Below are 15,409 nucleotides of genomic sequence, written 5' to 3'. Positions count from 1 at the left end.
GACCAAGTCCGCGCATCCCCCACCAGATCACTCACACACCATCAACGAGCCTGCACCCAAAGCGTTTCGGATCAATACGACGTGGCGGACGCGGGGGCCGTCATCGGCGTCGAGATCCCTCCGGGTGAGTCCGTGGTCCGCATTCCCGCCGAGATTATCGAAAGGTACGTGCGTGAGTATCTCGCCCGTTGAATTCGAAAAGCTGTTCTACAATTTTCGCCGGGAGGCCTTCCGCCTGGAGACACTGGACGACTACAGCGGATCATCGGATCCTGAGATGATCCGCGCCTTTCTGGCCGGCGAGGACCAGCCTGACAACTACAATCAGGAATGGTCCGACGAGGTAAAAGGAAACATTCAGTCCGGAAAGCGCATGTATCGCGTCCACATCCTCTCGCGCCCATTGACCGACTACCTTCGGTTTGAGCTCGGGTGGGGATACCGAAAAAACGCGCGGGCCGGTGAGGAATTCTTCATCCTGGACACCACGGACCAACCGAACCCGTTGCAGGGCGTTCCGGATTTCTGGATGTTCGATGAATCATCCGTGGTCTCAATGAACTACGGAACCGGCGGGAGGTTCCTGGACGCCGAAACTCAGTCCGCCGCCGCCGAGTGGGTGGCCCTTCGCGACCTGGCCCTGAGTCGCGCTGTACCGTTCGCCGATTGGTGGGAGCAGTACGGGGACGCGTGAACAGAACAGACCTGGGTAAAGCGCTGCGGGAACTGCGAGTAGCCAGCGGGAAGCAGGCGAAAGTAGTCGCCCGCAGCGCAGTTATGTCCCCAAGCAAACTGAGCAAGATCGAGAACGGCGCATTACTCCCTTCCGCTCTCGACGTCGAACGCGTCCTGGAAGCGCTGGATGTCCCCTCCGAGATAAAGGCAGAGCTGACGACGGCGGCCCGCAAGGCAGCCACGGAAGCAACGGCTTGGCGCATTTATCGGCGTACCGGCCTGCACAAGCACCAGGAGGAGATCCAGGCAGTCGAGGCGCGAACAACGCTGCTCAGGGTGTTCCAGCCTTCATGCGTCCCCGGTCTACTCCAGACTCCCGAGTACGTCCGAGGGGTCCAGCAGAGTTCAGAGCTGTCGGAAGATGCTCTGGAAAAGATGATCGGCGCACGATTGCGCCGTCAAGAGGCGCTCTACGACAGGGCACGAACCTTTCGATTCCTTATCACCGAATCAGTGCTCAGGTGGCGCCTCGTCTCCGCCCCCATGATGGCCGCGCAGATAGATAAAATCGTCACCATGTCACGGATGCCGAACATCGAGATAGGAATTGTGCCGCTGAGCAGGCCTATGCCGGGACTGCCCACGGCGTCCTTCACTCTCTTCGACAGCCGACTAGTCATGATCGAGATTCCTCACGCTGAAATCATCACCAGTGAAGTTCAGGATGTTGAACTATATGAAGAAAAGTTCAACGCTTTTCACGCGGTTGCTCTCTCGGATGACGCCATGTGGAACCTCGCTGCTTGCATCCGGGATGACTTCTTGAAGGAACAGGAAACCGACTAGGAATACGTTCCGCATCGGTTCAACATTGTCTTCGGTTCCTGACAGCGACGATGGAGGGGCGCGACGGCTGTGCAGCGGGCACGTGCGAGAAGGCGACCCGTGAGAAGGAAAACGGGGCGCCCCGTGCCAGTGGCCCAGTGTCCCCTATTCGTCGGGACCGCCTCACGCCTGACCTTCCCTCAGGAAATAAGGAGTCTCACCATGACGACCCTGCTGAAGTCCCCCGTCGCCGTACGGCACGGGCGGGACCTCGTCAGTCCCGAGTTGTTCGAGAAAGTCTCGGAGTTCTGCGCGGAGGAGTACGGCCACGAACTGTCCACCGCACGCCGGATCGTGGACCAGGCCCTTGCCTTCCTCAAGGTCATGGGCGACACCCGCGCCTTCGACATGACCCCGTCCGACACGGTCGATCCCGGCTGGCACTCATTCGTGCTCCACACCCAGGCGTACGCCGCGTGGTGCGAGGAACAGTTCGGCTTCTTCCTCGGACACGAGCCCAAGGCCACCATCCGTACCCGTCCGCTGATCGGTTCCGTGGTGGACCGCGTCAGGACCGCGGGGTTCCACGTGGACGACAGGCTGTGGGGTACGGCGAAGGACTGCAATCCGCCCGCGTGCTGCGGTGACGGCGACGGCTGCTGATCCGCCCTCAGGGAACCGAGCGGTCCGGGCGTGGCTAAGGCGCCCGGACCGCCACAGTCAAGGGTTGCAAAGATGAGCGGCAATGACGAGGGCCTGAGCGGACGGGGTCGGGTCACGGTGTTCGCGCTGTTCGGCACGGTCGTTGGTTACACCCCGCACCATCTTGATGAACGGCGGATCGGGGACGTGGCCGTGATCGGTCCCCTGACCCCCGGCGTCGAGTGGCCGCAGCTGTGGCAGATGGCCCGTTCGTGCCTCAGGCCCGCGGCCAGGGACACCGAACTCGCCCAGTGGATCCTGATCCAGGCGACCCGGGCGTTCGTCTGCGGCAGCGACCGTATCGCCCAGTTCCACGACCAGGGCTGGAAGCTGGAACCCGGTGGCAAGCGCGTCGCCTTCGAAACCGCCTACGCCCACCGCGATCGCCTGTGGACCGGCAACTTGACCGTGGACGGTCTCCGCCCCGACCAGGTGGCCGAGCGTCCTTCGCTCTACCGGGCGTGACGTGCCGGACCTGGACGGCCGCACCGACCACGCACGGCGCCCGGCCGGAGACCCCGGCCGGGCGCTTGCACCGATCTGCCGGCGACCGTGTAGCCCCCGGGTAGCGCGGCTGGGCCGCACCGGTCCCGCTACGGCAGGTTGCGCGACATGACGATGCGCTGGACCTGGTTGGTGCCCTCGTAGATCTGGGTGATCTTGGCGTCGCGCATCATGCGCTCGACCGGGTAGTCGCGGGTGTAGCCGTAGCCGCCGAGGAGTTGGACGGCGTCCGTGGTGATCTCCATGGCGGCGTCGGAGGCGAAGCACTTGGCCGCGGCGCCGAAGAACGTCAGGTCGGCGTCGAGGCGCTCGGACTTGGCGGCGGCGGCGTAGGTGAGCTGCCGGGCGGCCTCCAGCTTCATGGCCATGTCGGCCAGCATGAACTGGATGCCCTGGAAGTCCGCGATCGGCTTGCCGAACTGCTTGCGCTCCTGGACGTACCCCTTGGCGTAGTCCAGCGCGCCCTGGGCGATGCCGAGCGCCTGGGCCGCGATGGTGATGCGGGTGTGGTCCAGGGTCTTCATCGCGGTGGCGAACCCGGTGCCCTCCTCGCCGATCATGCGGTCGGCGGGGATGCGGACGTTGTCGAAGTAGATCTCGCGGGTCGGGGACCCCTTGATACCGAGCTTCTTCTCCGGGGCGCCGAAGGAGACTCCCTCGTCGGACTTCTCGACGACGAACGCGGAGATGCCCTTCGAGCGCTTCTCCGGGTCGGTGACGGCCATGACCGTGTAGTACTCGGAGACGCCCGCGTTGGTGATCCAGCGCTTCACGCCGTTGAGGACCCAGAAGTCGCCGTCGCGCACGGCCTTCGTCTTCATGCCGGCCGCGTCGGAGCCCGCGTCCGGCTCGGAGAGCGCGTACGAGAACATCGCGTCGCCCTTGGCGAGCGGGCCCAGGTACTTCTTCTTCAGTGCCTCGGAGCCGGAGAGGATCACCGGGAGCGAGCCGAGCTTGTTCACGGCGGGGATCAGGGAGGACGAGGCGCAGGCGCGGGCCACCTCCTCGATCACGATGACCGTGGCGAGCGCGTCGGCGCCGGCCCCGCCGTACTCCTCCGGGACGTGCACGGCGTGCAGGTCGTTGGCGACGAGGGCGTCCAGTGCTTCCTGGGGGAAGCGTGCCTCCTCGTCCACCGCCGCCGCGAACGGGGCGATCTTCGCCTCGACGAGCGACCTGATCGAGTCGCGGAGCAGGTCGTGCTCCTCGGCCGGACGGTAAAGGTCGAAATCGGTCGAACCCGCCAAGACGCTCACTCCCTGGATGCTAACTACTGTTAAGTAACTCGATTTTAGTGCCGTCCGCCCGTCCCGTCCTACGTAACCCGTGAGTGAGCTTCCCGACAAGGGGGCCCGCACCCGTCGGCCGCCGCACCCGCGCCGCGTCTTCACCGTCCCGAGCGACGGACCCGCAGCCGGTCAAGGGGCCGTACACCGGGCCGTACACCGGGCCGGACAGTGAGCCGTGCACGGAGCCGGACAGGGAGCCGGACAGGGAGCCGGACCAAGGGTGGGAACGGGCGGGCCGGGCGGAGATTCCGGCCGGGGGCCGCCGACTATGCTCGGTCCGCACGTCCGTCGTCACGCCCCTGGAGCACTCATGGCCCTCAAGATCACTGTGATCGGCACCGGCTACCTCGGCGCCACCCACGCCGCGGCCATGGCGGAGCTGGGGTTCGAGGTGCTCGGGCTGGACGTGGTGCCGGAGAAGATCGAGATGCTCTCGTCCGGCCGGGTGCCGATGTACGAGCCCGGCCTGGAGGAGATCCTCCAGAAGCACGTGGCGGGCATCGGGGGTTCCACCGGGCGGCTGCGGTTCACGAACTCCTGGGAGGAGGTCGGGGCCTTCGGCGACGTCCACTTCGTGTGCGTGAACACCCCTCAGAAGCACGGCGAGTACGCCTGCGACATGAGCTACGTGGACAGCGCCTTCGAGTCGCTCGCCCCACACCTGGCCCGGCCCGCGCTGGTGGTCGGCAAGTCGACCGTGCCGGTGGGCTCGGCCGCCCGCCTGGCGGCCCGGCTGGCGGAGCTGGCTCCGGCGGGCGCCGACGCCGAGCTGGCGTGGAACCCGGAGTTCCTGCGCGAGGGCTTCGCGGTGAAGGACACCCTGCACCCGGACCGGATCGTCGTCGGCGTGGAGAGCGAGCGTGCCGAGAAGCTGCTGCGCGAGGTCTACGCGGGACCGGTGGGCGAGGGCTCGCCGTTCGTGGTGACCGACTTCCCGACCGCCGAGCTGGTGAAGACCTCCGCCAACTCGTTCCTGGCCACCAAGATCTCCTTCATCAACGCGATGGCCGAGGTCTGCGAGGCGGCCGACGGAGACGTGGTGAAGCTGGCCGAGGCGATCGGCCACGACGAGCGGATCGGCTCGAAGTTCCTGCGGGCCGGCATCGGTTTCGGCGGCGGCTGCCTGCCCAAGGACATCCGCGCCTTCATGGCCCGCGCCGGTGAGCTGGGCGCCGACCAGGCGCTGACCTTCCTGCGCGAGGTCGACTCGATCAACATGCGGCGCCGCGGCCACATGGTGGAGCTGGCACGGGAGGCGGTCGGCGGCGACTCGTTCCTGGGCAAGCGGGTGGCGGTGCTCGGCGCCGCCTTCAAGCCGGACTCGGACGACGTACGCGACTCCCCCGCGCTGAACGTCGCCGGGCAGATCCACCTCCAGGGCGGCCAGGTCACCGTCTTCGACCCGAAGGGCATGGACAACGCACGCCGGCTCTTCCCGACCCTCGGCTACGCCGACACCGCGCTGGACGCGGTGCGCGGCGCGGACGTGGTGCTGCACCTGACGGAGTGGCGCGAGTTCCGCGAACTGGACCCGGCGGCGCTCGGCGAGGTCGTCACCCACCGGATCATCCTGGACGGCCGCAACGCCCTGGACAGCGAGCTGTGGCGCGCGGCCGGCTGGACCTACCGGGCGATGGGCCGCCCGAAGGCCTGAGGTCCCGGCCGCCTGAGGCCCGCGCCGCCTGCGGTCCCGACCGTGAAAACCCGGCCCGGCTCCCCTCTTCGCGGGATCATGAGGGAACCGCCGCCGGTCGGCCGGACCGCGCGGCCGAAGCGCAGGAGGAACGCCATGGCCATCGCCACGCTGGGTACCGTCGTCCTGGACTGCCCCGACCCCGTCGCGCTCGCCGGGTTCTACGCCGAACTGCTGGGCGGCACCTCCGAGCGGGACGGCGACGGCCAGGACGAGTGGGTGGATCTGAAGGGCGGCGCCCCGGTGACCCTGTCGTTCCAGGCCGCGCCCGGATACGTACCGCCGAAGTGGCCCGGCCCGGACGGCGCCCAGCAGTTCCACCTGGACGTGGTGGTGCCGGACCTCGACACGGCGGAGCGGCAGGTGCTGGCGCTCGGCGCGACGGTGCTCGACGCGGAGGACCGCGAGCGGTCGTTCCGGGTGTACGCGGACCCGGTCGGGCACCCGTTCTGCCTGTGCCTGAAGTGATCGTGTGCCTGAGCTGATCGGCTCCGCGGAGACGGGCTGAGAAGCGCGTCACGGCGGACGGTGCTCAGACCACGCCGGTGCCGGCGATCAGTTCGCGGTGGGAGTCCTGGAGGCCGGCCGGCAGCTCGTCCGGGTCGAACCAGCGGGCCTCCAGGATCTCGAACGGGTCGATCTCCAGGGTCCCGCCGACGAACCGGGCCTCGTACGCCACCTCCACCCGGAGCCGGTAACCGCTGATCAGGCGCACCAGGCGGCCGGGCTCGACGTCGAGCCCGGTCTCCTCCTTCACCTCGCGGACGACGGTCTGCGGGAACTCCTCGCCCTTCACCGCGAAACCGGTGGGCAGCCCCCAGGGGCGGGCGGGCGTCCACATCCGGTGCTTGAGCAGCAGGACCTGGCCCGCGTCGTTCCGTACGACCCCGGTGACGCCGACCATGAACTTGGCGTGCGCGAGCCACAGCACCCGCCACTGCAACGGGCGGACGAGCCGCCAGACCCGGACGACGAGTCTCTTCATCTGCATCCCTTTCGCCGTGCGGTGTGTGCGCCGTGCGGTGCACGGCCCCGCGGCAGCGCGAGAGCGGGGTACGGGGCTGGTGCCCGTACCCCGCTCCTTCTGAACGTCCGGAGGCCGAGGGCTTCCGTGCGGACGCCCGCGTGCCGGCCGTCGCCGTCAGCGCCTGCGGCCGTCGAGCTGCTCGATGGTGGCGTGCGAAGGGGTCCGCCGGAACTGGAGGTCCCGGGCGACCGACTCCGCGTCGCGCAGCACCCGTACGGCGTTCTGCCAGGTCAGCTTGGCGAGGTCGGACTCCGACCAGCCCCGCTCCAGCAGCTCCGCGATCAGGTACGGATAGCCGGAGACGTCCTCCAGGCCGCGCGGGAGGAACGCGGTGCCGTCGTAGTCGCCGCCGATGCCGATGTGGTCGACGCCGGCCACGGCCCGCATGTGGTCCAGGTGGTCCGCGATCGTCGCCACCGTCGCCACCGGGCGCGGGTGGGCCGCCTCGAAGTCCTCGTGGACGCGCATGGCGTTCGGGGTGGTGTCGAGGTGGTGCATGCCGTGGGCGCGCAGGTTCCGGTCGGCGGCGAGGGTCCACTCGACTGCGGCCGGCAGGACGAACTTCGGTACGAACGTGGCCATGGCGACGCCGCCGTTGGTGCGCAGCGACGCCAGCACGTCGTCCGGGACGTTGCGCGGGTGGTCGCAGACGGCGCGTGCCGAGGAGTGCGAGAAGATCACCGGCGCCTCGCTGGTGGCGATGGCGTCCCGCATCGTCGTCGCGGCGACGTGCGAGAGGTCGACCAGCATGCCGCAGCGGTTCATCTCGCGCACGACCTCGCGGCCGAACTCCGAGAGCCCGCCGGCACGCGGATCGTCGGTGGCGGAGTCCGCCCACTCCAGCGAGTCGTTGTGGGTCAGCGTCATGTAGCGGACGCCGAGGTCGTGGAGCGCCCGCAGGGTGGCCAGCGAGTTGTTGATGGAGTGCCCGCCCTCGGCGCCCATCAGGGAGGCGATCCGGCCCTCGGTGCGGGCCTGCTCCATGTCGTCCGCCGTCAGCGCGCGCCGCAGGTGGGCGGGGTAGCGCGCCAGCATTTCGTTGACGATGTCGATCTGTTCCAGGGTGGCGCTGACCGCTTCGTCGCCGGTCATGTCCGAGCGGACGTAGACCGACCAGAACTGGCCGCCGACACCGCCGGCCCGCAGCCGGGGGATGTCGGTGTGCAGGTGGGCGCGCTGGTCCTGGGAGATGTCGCGGGCGTCGAGGTCGTAGCCGACCTGTTCGCGCAGCGCCCACGGAAGGTCGTTGTGGCCGTCGACGACGGGGTGCACGGCCAGCAGGGCACGGGCCCGCTGGAGGGCCGCCGGGTTCACGGGGGTCGCCATCGCCGCGCCTACTTCCCGAAGCCGAAGGAGTCGGAGCCCTCGACCTTGGCCCGCAGCCGGCGGCCCTTCTCGGTGGCCTGGTCGTTGAGTTCCTGGAGGAAGTCGGTCGTCCGGGTGCGCAGCTCCTCGTCGTGGGCGGCGAGGATGCGGGCGGCGAGCAGCCCGGCGTTGCGGGCGCCGCCGACGGAGACGGTGGCGACGGGCACCCCGGCGGGCATCTGCACGATGGAGAGCAGGCTGTCCATGCCGTCGAGGTACTTCAGCGGTACGGGGACGCCGATGACGGGCAGCGGGGTGACGGAGGCGAGCATGCCGGGCAGGTGGGCGGCACCGCCCGCGCCCGCGACGATCACCCGCAGGCCCCGGCCGGCCGCCTGCTCGCCGTACGCGATCATCTCGCGGGGCATGCGGTGGGCGGAGACGACGTCGACCTCGTAGGGGATGGCGAACTCGTCGAGGGCCTTCGCCGCGGCCTCCATGACGGGCCAGTCGGAGTCGGACCCCATCACGATGCCGACGACGGGGGCGGTGCCGGGAGCAGTCATTCGGTGATCGTTCCTCGCAGGTAGTCGGCCGCGTGCCGGGCGCGCTCGCGCACGTCCGCCAGATCGTCGCCGTAGGTGTTGACGTGTCCGACCTTGCGTCCGGGCTTCACGTCCTTGCCGTACATGTGGATCTTGAGCTGCGGGTCGCGGGCCATGCAGTGCAGGTACGCCTGATACATGTCCGGGAAGTCGCCGCCGAGGACGTTGCACATGACCGTCCACGGGGCGCGCGGGCGCGGGTCGCCGAGCGGGAGGTCCAGGACGGCCCGGACGTGGTTGGCGAACTGCGAGGTGATCGAGCCGTCCTGCGTCCAGTGGCCGGAGTTGTGCGGGCGCATCGCCAGCTCGTTGACGAGGATGCGGCCGTCGCGGGTCTCGAACAGCTCCACCGCGAGGTGGCCGACCACGCCCAGCTCGGCGCCGATGGCCAGCGCCGTCCGCTGCGCCTCGCCGGCCATCTCCTCGCTCAGCCCGGGGGCCGGGGCGATGACGGTGTCGCAGACGCCGCCGACCTGGATGGACTCCACGACGGGGTAGGCGACGGCCTGGCCGTGCGGCGAGCGGACGATGTTGGCCGCCAGCTCCCGTACGAAGTCGACCTTCTCCTCGGCGAGGACGGGCACGCCGGCCTGGAACGGCTCGGCGGCGTCCTCCTCGGAGCGCACCACCCAGACGCCCTTGCCGTCGTAGCCGCCGCGGACCGTCTTGAGGATGACGGGGAAGCCGTCGCCCTCGGCGGCGAAGGCCGCCACGTCGGCCGGGTCGGCCACCAGGCGGTGGCGGGGGCAGGGCACGCCCATCTCCGTGAGCCGGGCGCGCATCACCCCCTTGTCCTGGGCGTGCACCAGGGCGTCGGGGCCGGGGCGGACGGGGATGCCGTCCGCCTCCAGGGCGCGCAGGTGCTCGGTCGGCACGTGCTCGTGATCGAAGGTGATCACGTCACAGCCCCGCGCGAAGGCGCGGAGCGTGTCCAGGTCGCGATAGTCGCCGACGACGACCTCGTTCACCACCTGGGCCGCGGAGTCCTGGGGAGTGTCACTGAGCAGCTTGAATTTCAGGCCGAGGGGGATACCCGCCTCGTGGGTCATGCGGGCGAGCTGACCGCCGCCGACCATGCCGACTACCGGGAACGTCACCCGACCAGGGTATCCGCCGTCCCGGTCGTCTCCGGACGCGTCCTCCGGGCGTCATCCGGGCACGCGGGCATCACACGGCAGGGCTGGTTAGCATGACCGGGTTGACGAAACCGACCGGACGGGGCTGAGCGATCACCATGGGCGAACGCGGTGCGTTGCGGACCCGGCTGGACCGGTTGTCCAGAGAGGTGGCCAAGTTCGGCGCGGTCGGCGCGATAGGGCTGCTGGTCAACATCGGCGTCTCCAACCTGATCTGGCGCACCACGGACATCCCGACCGTCCGGGCGGGCCTGATGGCGACCTGTGTCGCGATCCTCTTCAACTACGTCGGGTTCCGCTACTGGACCTACCGGGACCGCGACAAGAGCGGCCGGACCCGTGAACTGACGCTGTTCCTGCTGTTCAGCGCGGCGGGCGCGGTGATCGAGACCGGTGTGCTGTACGTGGCGACGTACGGCTTCGGGTGGAACAGCCCGGTGCAGAGCAACGTCTTCAAGGTCGTCGGCATCGGCGTCGCGACACTGTTCCGCTTCTGGTCGTACCGGACGTGGGTCTTCAAGGCCCTGCCGGTTCCCGCCGAGGAGGTCCCGCCCGTCGCGGACCGGTTTCTGGAGCCGCGACGCCCCGCGGAGCCCGCGCCCGGCACCGTCCGCCACTGAGCCTGACCCCGGACGGGAGCCTCCGGCCGACGGGGGCGGCCCCGGGTCCGGCGTCGCGTCCGGGGACGGGAGCCCCTGAGGGGCGTCCCTAGCGCACCGGCCGTTCCGGTTCGGAGCGGCTGCGGACGACTGCGCCGAGGAAGAGGGCGAAGACCGGCGGCTGCTGCTGGAGCAGTTCGAGCCTGCCGCCGTCCGCCTCGGCCAGGTCCCTGGCGACCGCCAGGCCGATGCCGGTGGAGTTCCGCCCGCTGATGGACCGCTCGAAGATCCGCGCCCCCAGGTCGGCCGGGACTCCGGGACCCTCGTCCGTCACCTCGATCACCACCTGGTTGCCGGTGACGCGGGTGCGCAGGGCGACGGTGCCGCCGCCGTGCATCAGGGAGTTCTCGATGAGCGCGGCCAGCACCTGCGCCACCGCGCCCGGCGTGCCGACCGCCGGCAGCCCGTGCTTCCCGGACCGCACCAGGGCCCGCCCGGCGCTGCGGTAGGCGGGGCGCCACTCCTCCACCTGCTGCTTGATGACCTCGTCCAGGTCGAAGACGACGGCCGAGCCGGTCCGGGGGTCGCGGGAGTTCGTCAGCAGCCGCTCGACGACGTCCGTGAGCCGCTCGACCTGGGTCAGCGCGATGTTCGCCTCCTCCTTCACCGTGTCCGGGTCGTCGGTGACGGAGATCTCCTCGATCCGCATGGAGAGCGCGGTCAGCGGGGTACGGAGCTGGTGGGAGGCGTCCGCGGCGAGCCGGCGTTCCGCGGTGAGCATCCGGGCGATCCGCTCGGCGGAGGCGTCCAGCACGTCGGCGACCCGGTCCAGCTCCGCCACCCCGTAGCGCTTGTGGCGGGGGCGCGGGTCGCCGGAGCCGAGGCGTTCGGCGGTCTCGGCGAGGTCGGTGAGCGGGGAGGTCAGCTTGTTGGCCTGGCGGACGGCCAGCAGCACGGCCGAGACGATCGCCAGCAGCGCGACCGCTCCGATGATCAGCAGGGTCCGGCCGACCTCGCGGGTCACGGTGGAGCGGGACTCCTCGACGGTGACGCGTTCGCCGTCGTCGCCCTCGGCGCTGGCCCTGATGACGCTGCCGCCGGGCCGGTCCCCGACCTCGATCGCCTCCCGGCCGGGCAGCTCGACCCGGGCGTAGCGGGCGTCGCCGACCTGTTCGGCGAGGACCGCCTCGGTGATCCGCTCCTCACCCAGCAGCCGGCTCTCGACGACGCTGACCAGCCGCAGCGCCTCGGACTCGACGCTCTCCTGGGCGCTGCTGCTGATGGTGCGGGTCTCCACGATGACCAGGGAGACGCCGAACACGGCGATCACCACGAGCACCACGGCGAGGGTGGAATTGATCAGTCGGCGGCGCATGTCCGTCTCTCGTCCGTCGGCCCGTGCCGGGGTGCGGGGCGCCCGGGGCGCGCTGGTCAGCTCTTCTCGAAGCGGAAGCCGACACCGCGCACGGTGGCGATGTAGCGGGGGTTGGCGGCGTCGTCGCCCAGCTTCTTGCGGAGCCAGGAGATGTGCATGTCGAGGGTCTTGGTGGAGGACCACCAGGTGGTGTCCCAGACCTCGCGCATCAGCTGGTCGCGGGTGACGACCCGGCCCGCGTCCCGGACGAGGACCCGGAGCAGGTCGAACTCCTTCGCGGTGAGCTGGAGTTCCTCCTCGCCCATCCACGCGCGGTGGGACTCGACGTCGATCCGCACACCATGGGTGGCGGGCTGCGGGGCGGGCTCCCCGGCGCCGCGCCGCAGCAGGGCGCGGACCCGCGCGAGGAGCTCGGCGAGGCGGAAGGGCTTGGTGACGTAGTCGTCGGCGCCGGCGTCGAGGCCGACCACGGTGTCGACCTCGTCGGCGCGGGCGGTCAGCACCAGCACGGGCACGGTGAGGCCGTCGGCGCGGAGCCGGCGGGCGACTTCGAGGCCGTCCATTCCGGGCAGGCCCAGGTCGAGGACGACGAGGTCGATACCGCCCTGGAGTCCGGCGTCCAGCGCGGACGGGCCGTCCTGGCGGACCTCGACCTCGTACCCTTCTCTGCGCAGGGCGCGGGCCAGGGGCTCCGAGATGGACGCGTCGTCCTCGGCGAGCAGTACACGGGTCATGGGGTGATGGTAGTCCGCGTGGCTCACCGCGGGTGGAGCGCGGGCAAGCGGCCGTGGGTCCGTACCCGCCGTCCTGCTACGACCTTGGAATGGGGGAGGCTGGTTCCACGGATACCTGTGATCCGCGTCTCAAACCCTTCCATATCCCTCGTAGTCATGTCGTATGGTGATGCGACGCTTGTTGCACAGCCGAGGACCTTTGGGCAGCTTTACGCGCCAAAGGTCCCTTTTGTGTACGGACTGGATTTGTCAGTCTGAAGTGAGTGAATGACCTGTGGGCCGGGCCCGGGACGCGAAGACGCCGACCGGGTGTGGATCCCGATGCGGTCGGACCCCCGTCTCCGCCCCAACCTCCTCACGGAGCCCGGAGCCGGAACCCATCCCCCTCTTGCCCGGGGACGGGCCCGTACACATCGGTGCCGGCCACCCCCCACCGGGCGCGGCGCCTTCGAGCGGGCGCGCCCCCATCAGCAAGGATCGACCATGGCGTCCAGCCTGACGAAGGAAGCCGCCGGTTCTACGGGCGGCAAGACCTTCTTCGGCCACCCCCGCGGCCTGGCCACTCTCTTCTTGACCGAGATGTGGGAGCGTTTCAGCTACTACGGCATGAGGGCTCTGCTTCCCCTCTACCTGATCGCCCCCAACGGCCTTCACATGAACCCGGCCACGGCGACGGCGATCTACTCGGTCTACCTCTCGCTGGTGTACCTGCTCGCGATGCCGGGCGGTTGGTTCGGCGACCGCGTCTGGGGCCCGCGCAAGACCGTCGCCGTCGCCGGCGGCGTGATCATGGTGGGGCACCTCGTGCTGGCCCTGCCGTCCGAGGGGACGTTCTTCCTCGGCCTCGGACTCGTGGCCATCGGCTCGGGTCTGCTGAAGTCCAACATCTCGACGATGGTCGGCCACCTCTACGACGGCCCGGACGACCCGCGCCGCGACGGCGGCTTCACCATCTTCTACATGGGCATCAACGTCGGTGCCTTCGTGGCGCCGCTGGTCATCGGCACCGTCGGCGAGAACGTCAACTGGCACCTGGGCTTCGCGCTCGCCGCCGTCGGCATGGGTCTGGGCGTCGCCCAGTTCCTGCTGGGCAGCCGCCACCTGGACGAGCGGTCCTTCGTCACCCCGAAGCCGCTGTCCGCCGCCGAGCGCGCCTCGACGCTGAAGAAGTCCATGACCTGGCTGATCATCGCCGCGGTGTTCTACGCGGTCACGGTCGTCACCGGTGTCTACACCCTGAACTGGCTGCTGGTCCCGATCACCCTCGCGGGCCTGGTCATCCCGGTCATGGTCCTCGTCCGCATCAAGCGCGACAAGGAACTGAGCGACGTCGAGCAGTCGAAGATGTCCGGCTACATCTGGTTCTTCGTGGCCGCCGCGCTGTTCTGGATGATCTACGACCAGGGCGGCTCGACGATGGCGATCTTCGCCGAGTCCTCGGCCAAGAACACCGTCTTCGGCTGGGACTTCCCGGTCTCCTGGTACCAGTCGGTCAACCCGGTCCTGATCATGGCGCTGGCCCCGGTCTTCGCCGCCTTCTGGCTGGCGCTGAACCGCCGCGGCAAGGAACCGAGCACCATCGTGAAGTTCAGCTCCGGCCTGGTGCTGGTCGGTGCGTCCTTCTTCCTCTTCCTGGCTCCGCTGACGATCGCGGGCGACGGCCACAAGGCCGCCGCGATGTGGCTCGTCGCGATCTACTTCGTCCAGACCGTCGGTGAGCTGACGCTCTCCCCGGTCGGCCTCTCGGTCACGACGAAGATGGCCCCGGCCAAGTACGCCAGCCAGATGATGGGCGTCTGGTTCCTCGCGGTCACCGCGGGCGACTGCACCACCGGCCTGCTCTCGCTGGCCGGAGTGAGCCTCAACGGCACCGGGGTGGTCGCCCTGCAGGCCGCCCTCGCCGTCGTCGCCGGAGCCGCGATCTTCATGTACCGCGGCAAGGTCAAGCGGCTCATGGGCGACGTGCGCTGACCCGACGGCACACCGCCACCGCAACGGCCGAGGGCCGTCGCACCCGGGACGACCGGGTGCGACGGCCCTCGGCCGTGTCCGGTCGCGCCCCCGGTACGCACCAAGAGCAGCGCCCCGGTACGCACGAAGAGCGCGCCGTCTGCGGCGCGCTCTTCGTCTGTGCGGTGCGGGGACCGGCTCCGACGGGGCGGTCGGGGCCGGTCACCGCGTACGGGTCGGGGCCGCTTTGTGGGTCCGTGTGGTCCGTGTACGGGGTTCCCGTACGGGTTCGCCCGGCCCTCGGCGGGCCGGGCCCCGGAGGCCGGAGGGCTACGCGGGGGCGGCGAGCTCCGCCCAGACCGTCTTACCGGTCTCGCCGGGGGTGCGTTCCACGCCCCAGTCCAGGCACAGCCGCTGCACGATGAACATGCCGTGCCCGCCGGGCCGGCCGGCCCGGTGCGGGGTGCGCGGCGACGGCTCGCCGGCCCCGCGGTCGGCGACCTCCACCCGGAGCACCTTGGAGTGCGGGGTGCGGCCGAGACGGAGCTCTTCGGGCCCCTCGGCGTGCAGACAGGCGTTGGTGACCAGTTCGGAGACGACCAGCAGGACGTCCTCGGCCGCCGCCCGGCGGTCGGCGCTCTCCGCGGGGAGCCAGCCCCAGTCGTGGAGCGCCTGCCGGGCGAAGTCGCGGGCCGCCGGCACGACGCCGGTGGCCTCTCTGAGGGAGAGCCTGCGCCACTGCCGCTCCGCCGGGTCGGCGGAGGGAGTCCCCGCACCGTCCGGCTCAGGGCCGAGGTCGCCCGGCGGATGCTGCCGGGTGGTGCTCATCAGCGCTTCACCTCACCGATTCACCGTGTGTCGCCATCGAACAGAAAGTCGTACAAGAAGCGGGCTTCCGAAGCCCCGCCAGGATCTTCTCCTGCCCGTCCGAATCGTGACGACACCCACCGGGACCTCGCGATCGCGTGGCAGGGGCAACAATTCATGCGG

16 protein-coding genes and 1 pseudogene are annotated in these 15,409 nt (G+C 69.8%); 9 read left to right on the top strand and 8 right to left on the bottom strand.

All coding sequences use genetic code 11. The features are described from left to right. The 5 genes and pseudogenes from Q0994_RS32815 to Q0994_RS32795 form a co-directional block, all read left to right on the top strand. A pseudogene (locus Q0994_RS32815) lies at positions 1–192 on the top strand (hypothetical protein); the annotation flags it as partial. Next, entirely contained in the window at positions 173–694 is a 522-nt protein-coding gene (locus Q0994_RS32810; protein ID WP_299542157.1) for a DUF6879 family protein, read from the top strand. The pseudogene Q0994_RS32815 and the gene Q0994_RS32810, both read left to right, overlap by 20 nt. Then, positions 691–1,521, top strand: a complete 831-nt coding sequence (locus Q0994_RS32805) for a helix-turn-helix transcriptional regulator (protein WP_299542155.1) — start codon at positions 691–693, stop codon at positions 1,519–1,521. The genes Q0994_RS32810 and Q0994_RS32805 overlap by 4 nt, the downstream gene beginning before the upstream one ends. A gap of 201 nt (positions 1,522–1,722) precedes the next feature. Further along, positions 1,723–2,163 (top strand): hypothetical protein, encoded by a 441-nt coding sequence (locus Q0994_RS32800; protein ID WP_299542153.1) that lies wholly within the window; start codon positions 1,723–1,725, stop codon positions 2,161–2,163. A gap of 72 nt (positions 2,164–2,235) precedes the next feature. Next, positions 2,236–2,667 carry a hypothetical protein gene (locus Q0994_RS32795; RefSeq protein WP_299542151.1) on the top strand — a complete coding sequence of 144 codons (432 nt, stop codon included), beginning with the start codon at positions 2,236–2,238 and terminating at the stop codon, positions 2,665–2,667. A gap of 128 nt (positions 2,668–2,795) precedes the next feature. On the opposite strand, the gene Q0994_RS32790 is transcribed toward Q0994_RS32795, so the two are convergent. After that, entirely contained in the window at positions 2,796–3,953 is a 1,158-nt protein-coding gene (locus Q0994_RS32790; RefSeq protein ID WP_299542171.1) for an acyl-CoA dehydrogenase family protein, read from the bottom strand. A 352-nt stretch (positions 3,954–4,305) separates the two neighbouring features. On the opposite strand from Q0994_RS32790, the gene Q0994_RS32785 reads away from it, so the two are divergent. Together Q0994_RS32785 and Q0994_RS32780 are read left to right on the top strand one after the other, a co-directional pair. Further along, entirely contained in the window at positions 4,306–5,649 is a 1,344-nt protein-coding gene (locus tag Q0994_RS32785) for a UDP-glucose/GDP-mannose dehydrogenase family protein (protein WP_299542149.1), read from the top strand. Positions 5,650–5,784: 135 nt separating this feature from the next. After that, on the top strand, positions 5,785–6,156 hold the full coding sequence (locus Q0994_RS32780; protein WP_299542147.1) for a VOC family protein: 372 nt from the start codon (positions 5,785–5,787) through the stop codon (positions 6,154–6,156). A 64-nt stretch (positions 6,157–6,220) separates the two neighbouring features. Here Q0994_RS32780 and Q0994_RS32775 read toward each other — a convergent pair whose 3' ends face one another. From Q0994_RS32775 to Q0994_RS32760, 4 genes are all read right to left on the bottom strand, one after another. Continuing rightward, a complete protein-coding gene (locus Q0994_RS32775) occupies positions 6,221–6,673 on the bottom strand; it encodes an NUDIX domain-containing protein (protein ID WP_299542145.1) in 453 nt (150 codons plus the stop codon). Positions 6,674–6,829: 156 nt separating this feature from the next. Next, positions 6,830–8,041, bottom strand: coding sequence for a dipeptidase (locus Q0994_RS32770; RefSeq protein WP_299542143.1), 1,212 nt, complete (start codon positions 8,039–8,041; stop codon positions 6,830–6,832). 8 nt (positions 8,042–8,049) lie between these two features. Further along, the gene (gene purE / locus Q0994_RS32765; protein WP_299542141.1) at positions 8,050–8,586 is read right to left on the bottom strand and encodes a 5-(carboxyamino)imidazole ribonucleotide mutase; all 537 of its coding nucleotides are present in this window, start codon (positions 8,584–8,586) and stop codon (positions 8,050–8,052) included. Further along, on the bottom strand, positions 8,583–9,722 hold the full coding sequence (locus tag Q0994_RS32760; RefSeq protein ID WP_363325596.1) for a 5-(carboxyamino)imidazole ribonucleotide synthase: 1,140 nt from the start codon (positions 9,720–9,722) through the stop codon (positions 8,583–8,585). The genes purE and Q0994_RS32760 overlap by 4 nt, the downstream gene beginning before the upstream one ends. Positions 9,723–9,859: 137 nt before the next feature. Between Q0994_RS32760 and Q0994_RS32755 the strand changes: the two genes are divergently transcribed. Then, entirely contained in the window at positions 9,860–10,381 is a 522-nt protein-coding gene (locus Q0994_RS32755) for a GtrA family protein (protein ID WP_299542139.1), read from the top strand. Between the two features lie 88 nt (positions 10,382–10,469). Here Q0994_RS32755 and Q0994_RS32750 read toward each other — a convergent pair whose 3' ends face one another. Continuing rightward, entirely contained in the window at positions 10,470–11,735 is a 1,266-nt protein-coding gene (locus Q0994_RS32750; RefSeq protein ID WP_299542137.1) for an ATP-binding protein, read from the bottom strand. Positions 11,736–11,791: 56 nt separating this feature from the next. Then, a complete protein-coding gene (locus tag Q0994_RS32745; protein WP_299542135.1) occupies positions 11,792–12,469 on the bottom strand; it encodes a response regulator transcription factor in 678 nt (225 codons plus the stop codon). Positions 12,470–12,952: 483 nt separating this feature from the next. On the opposite strand from Q0994_RS32745, the gene Q0994_RS32740 reads away from it, so the two are divergent. Next, on the top strand, positions 12,953–14,440 hold the full coding sequence (locus Q0994_RS32740) for an oligopeptide:H+ symporter (protein WP_299542133.1): 1,488 nt from the start codon (positions 12,953–12,955) through the stop codon (positions 14,438–14,440). Between the two features lie 309 nt (positions 14,441–14,749). Here Q0994_RS32740 and Q0994_RS32735 read toward each other — a convergent pair whose 3' ends face one another. After that, positions 14,750–15,247 carry an ATP-binding protein gene (locus tag Q0994_RS32735; protein ID WP_299542131.1) on the bottom strand — a complete coding sequence of 166 codons (498 nt, stop codon included), beginning with the start codon at positions 15,245–15,247 and terminating at the stop codon, positions 14,750–14,752. Positions 15,248–15,409: the final 162 nt, after the last annotated feature.

This window comes from uncultured Streptomyces sp., assembly GCF_947488945.1.
GTDB lineage: Bacteria > Actinomycetota > Actinomycetes > Streptomycetales > Streptomycetaceae > Streptomyces.
Note: the sequence above shows the minus strand (reverse complement) of the source record. Positions and strands in the feature narration are given on the sequence as shown.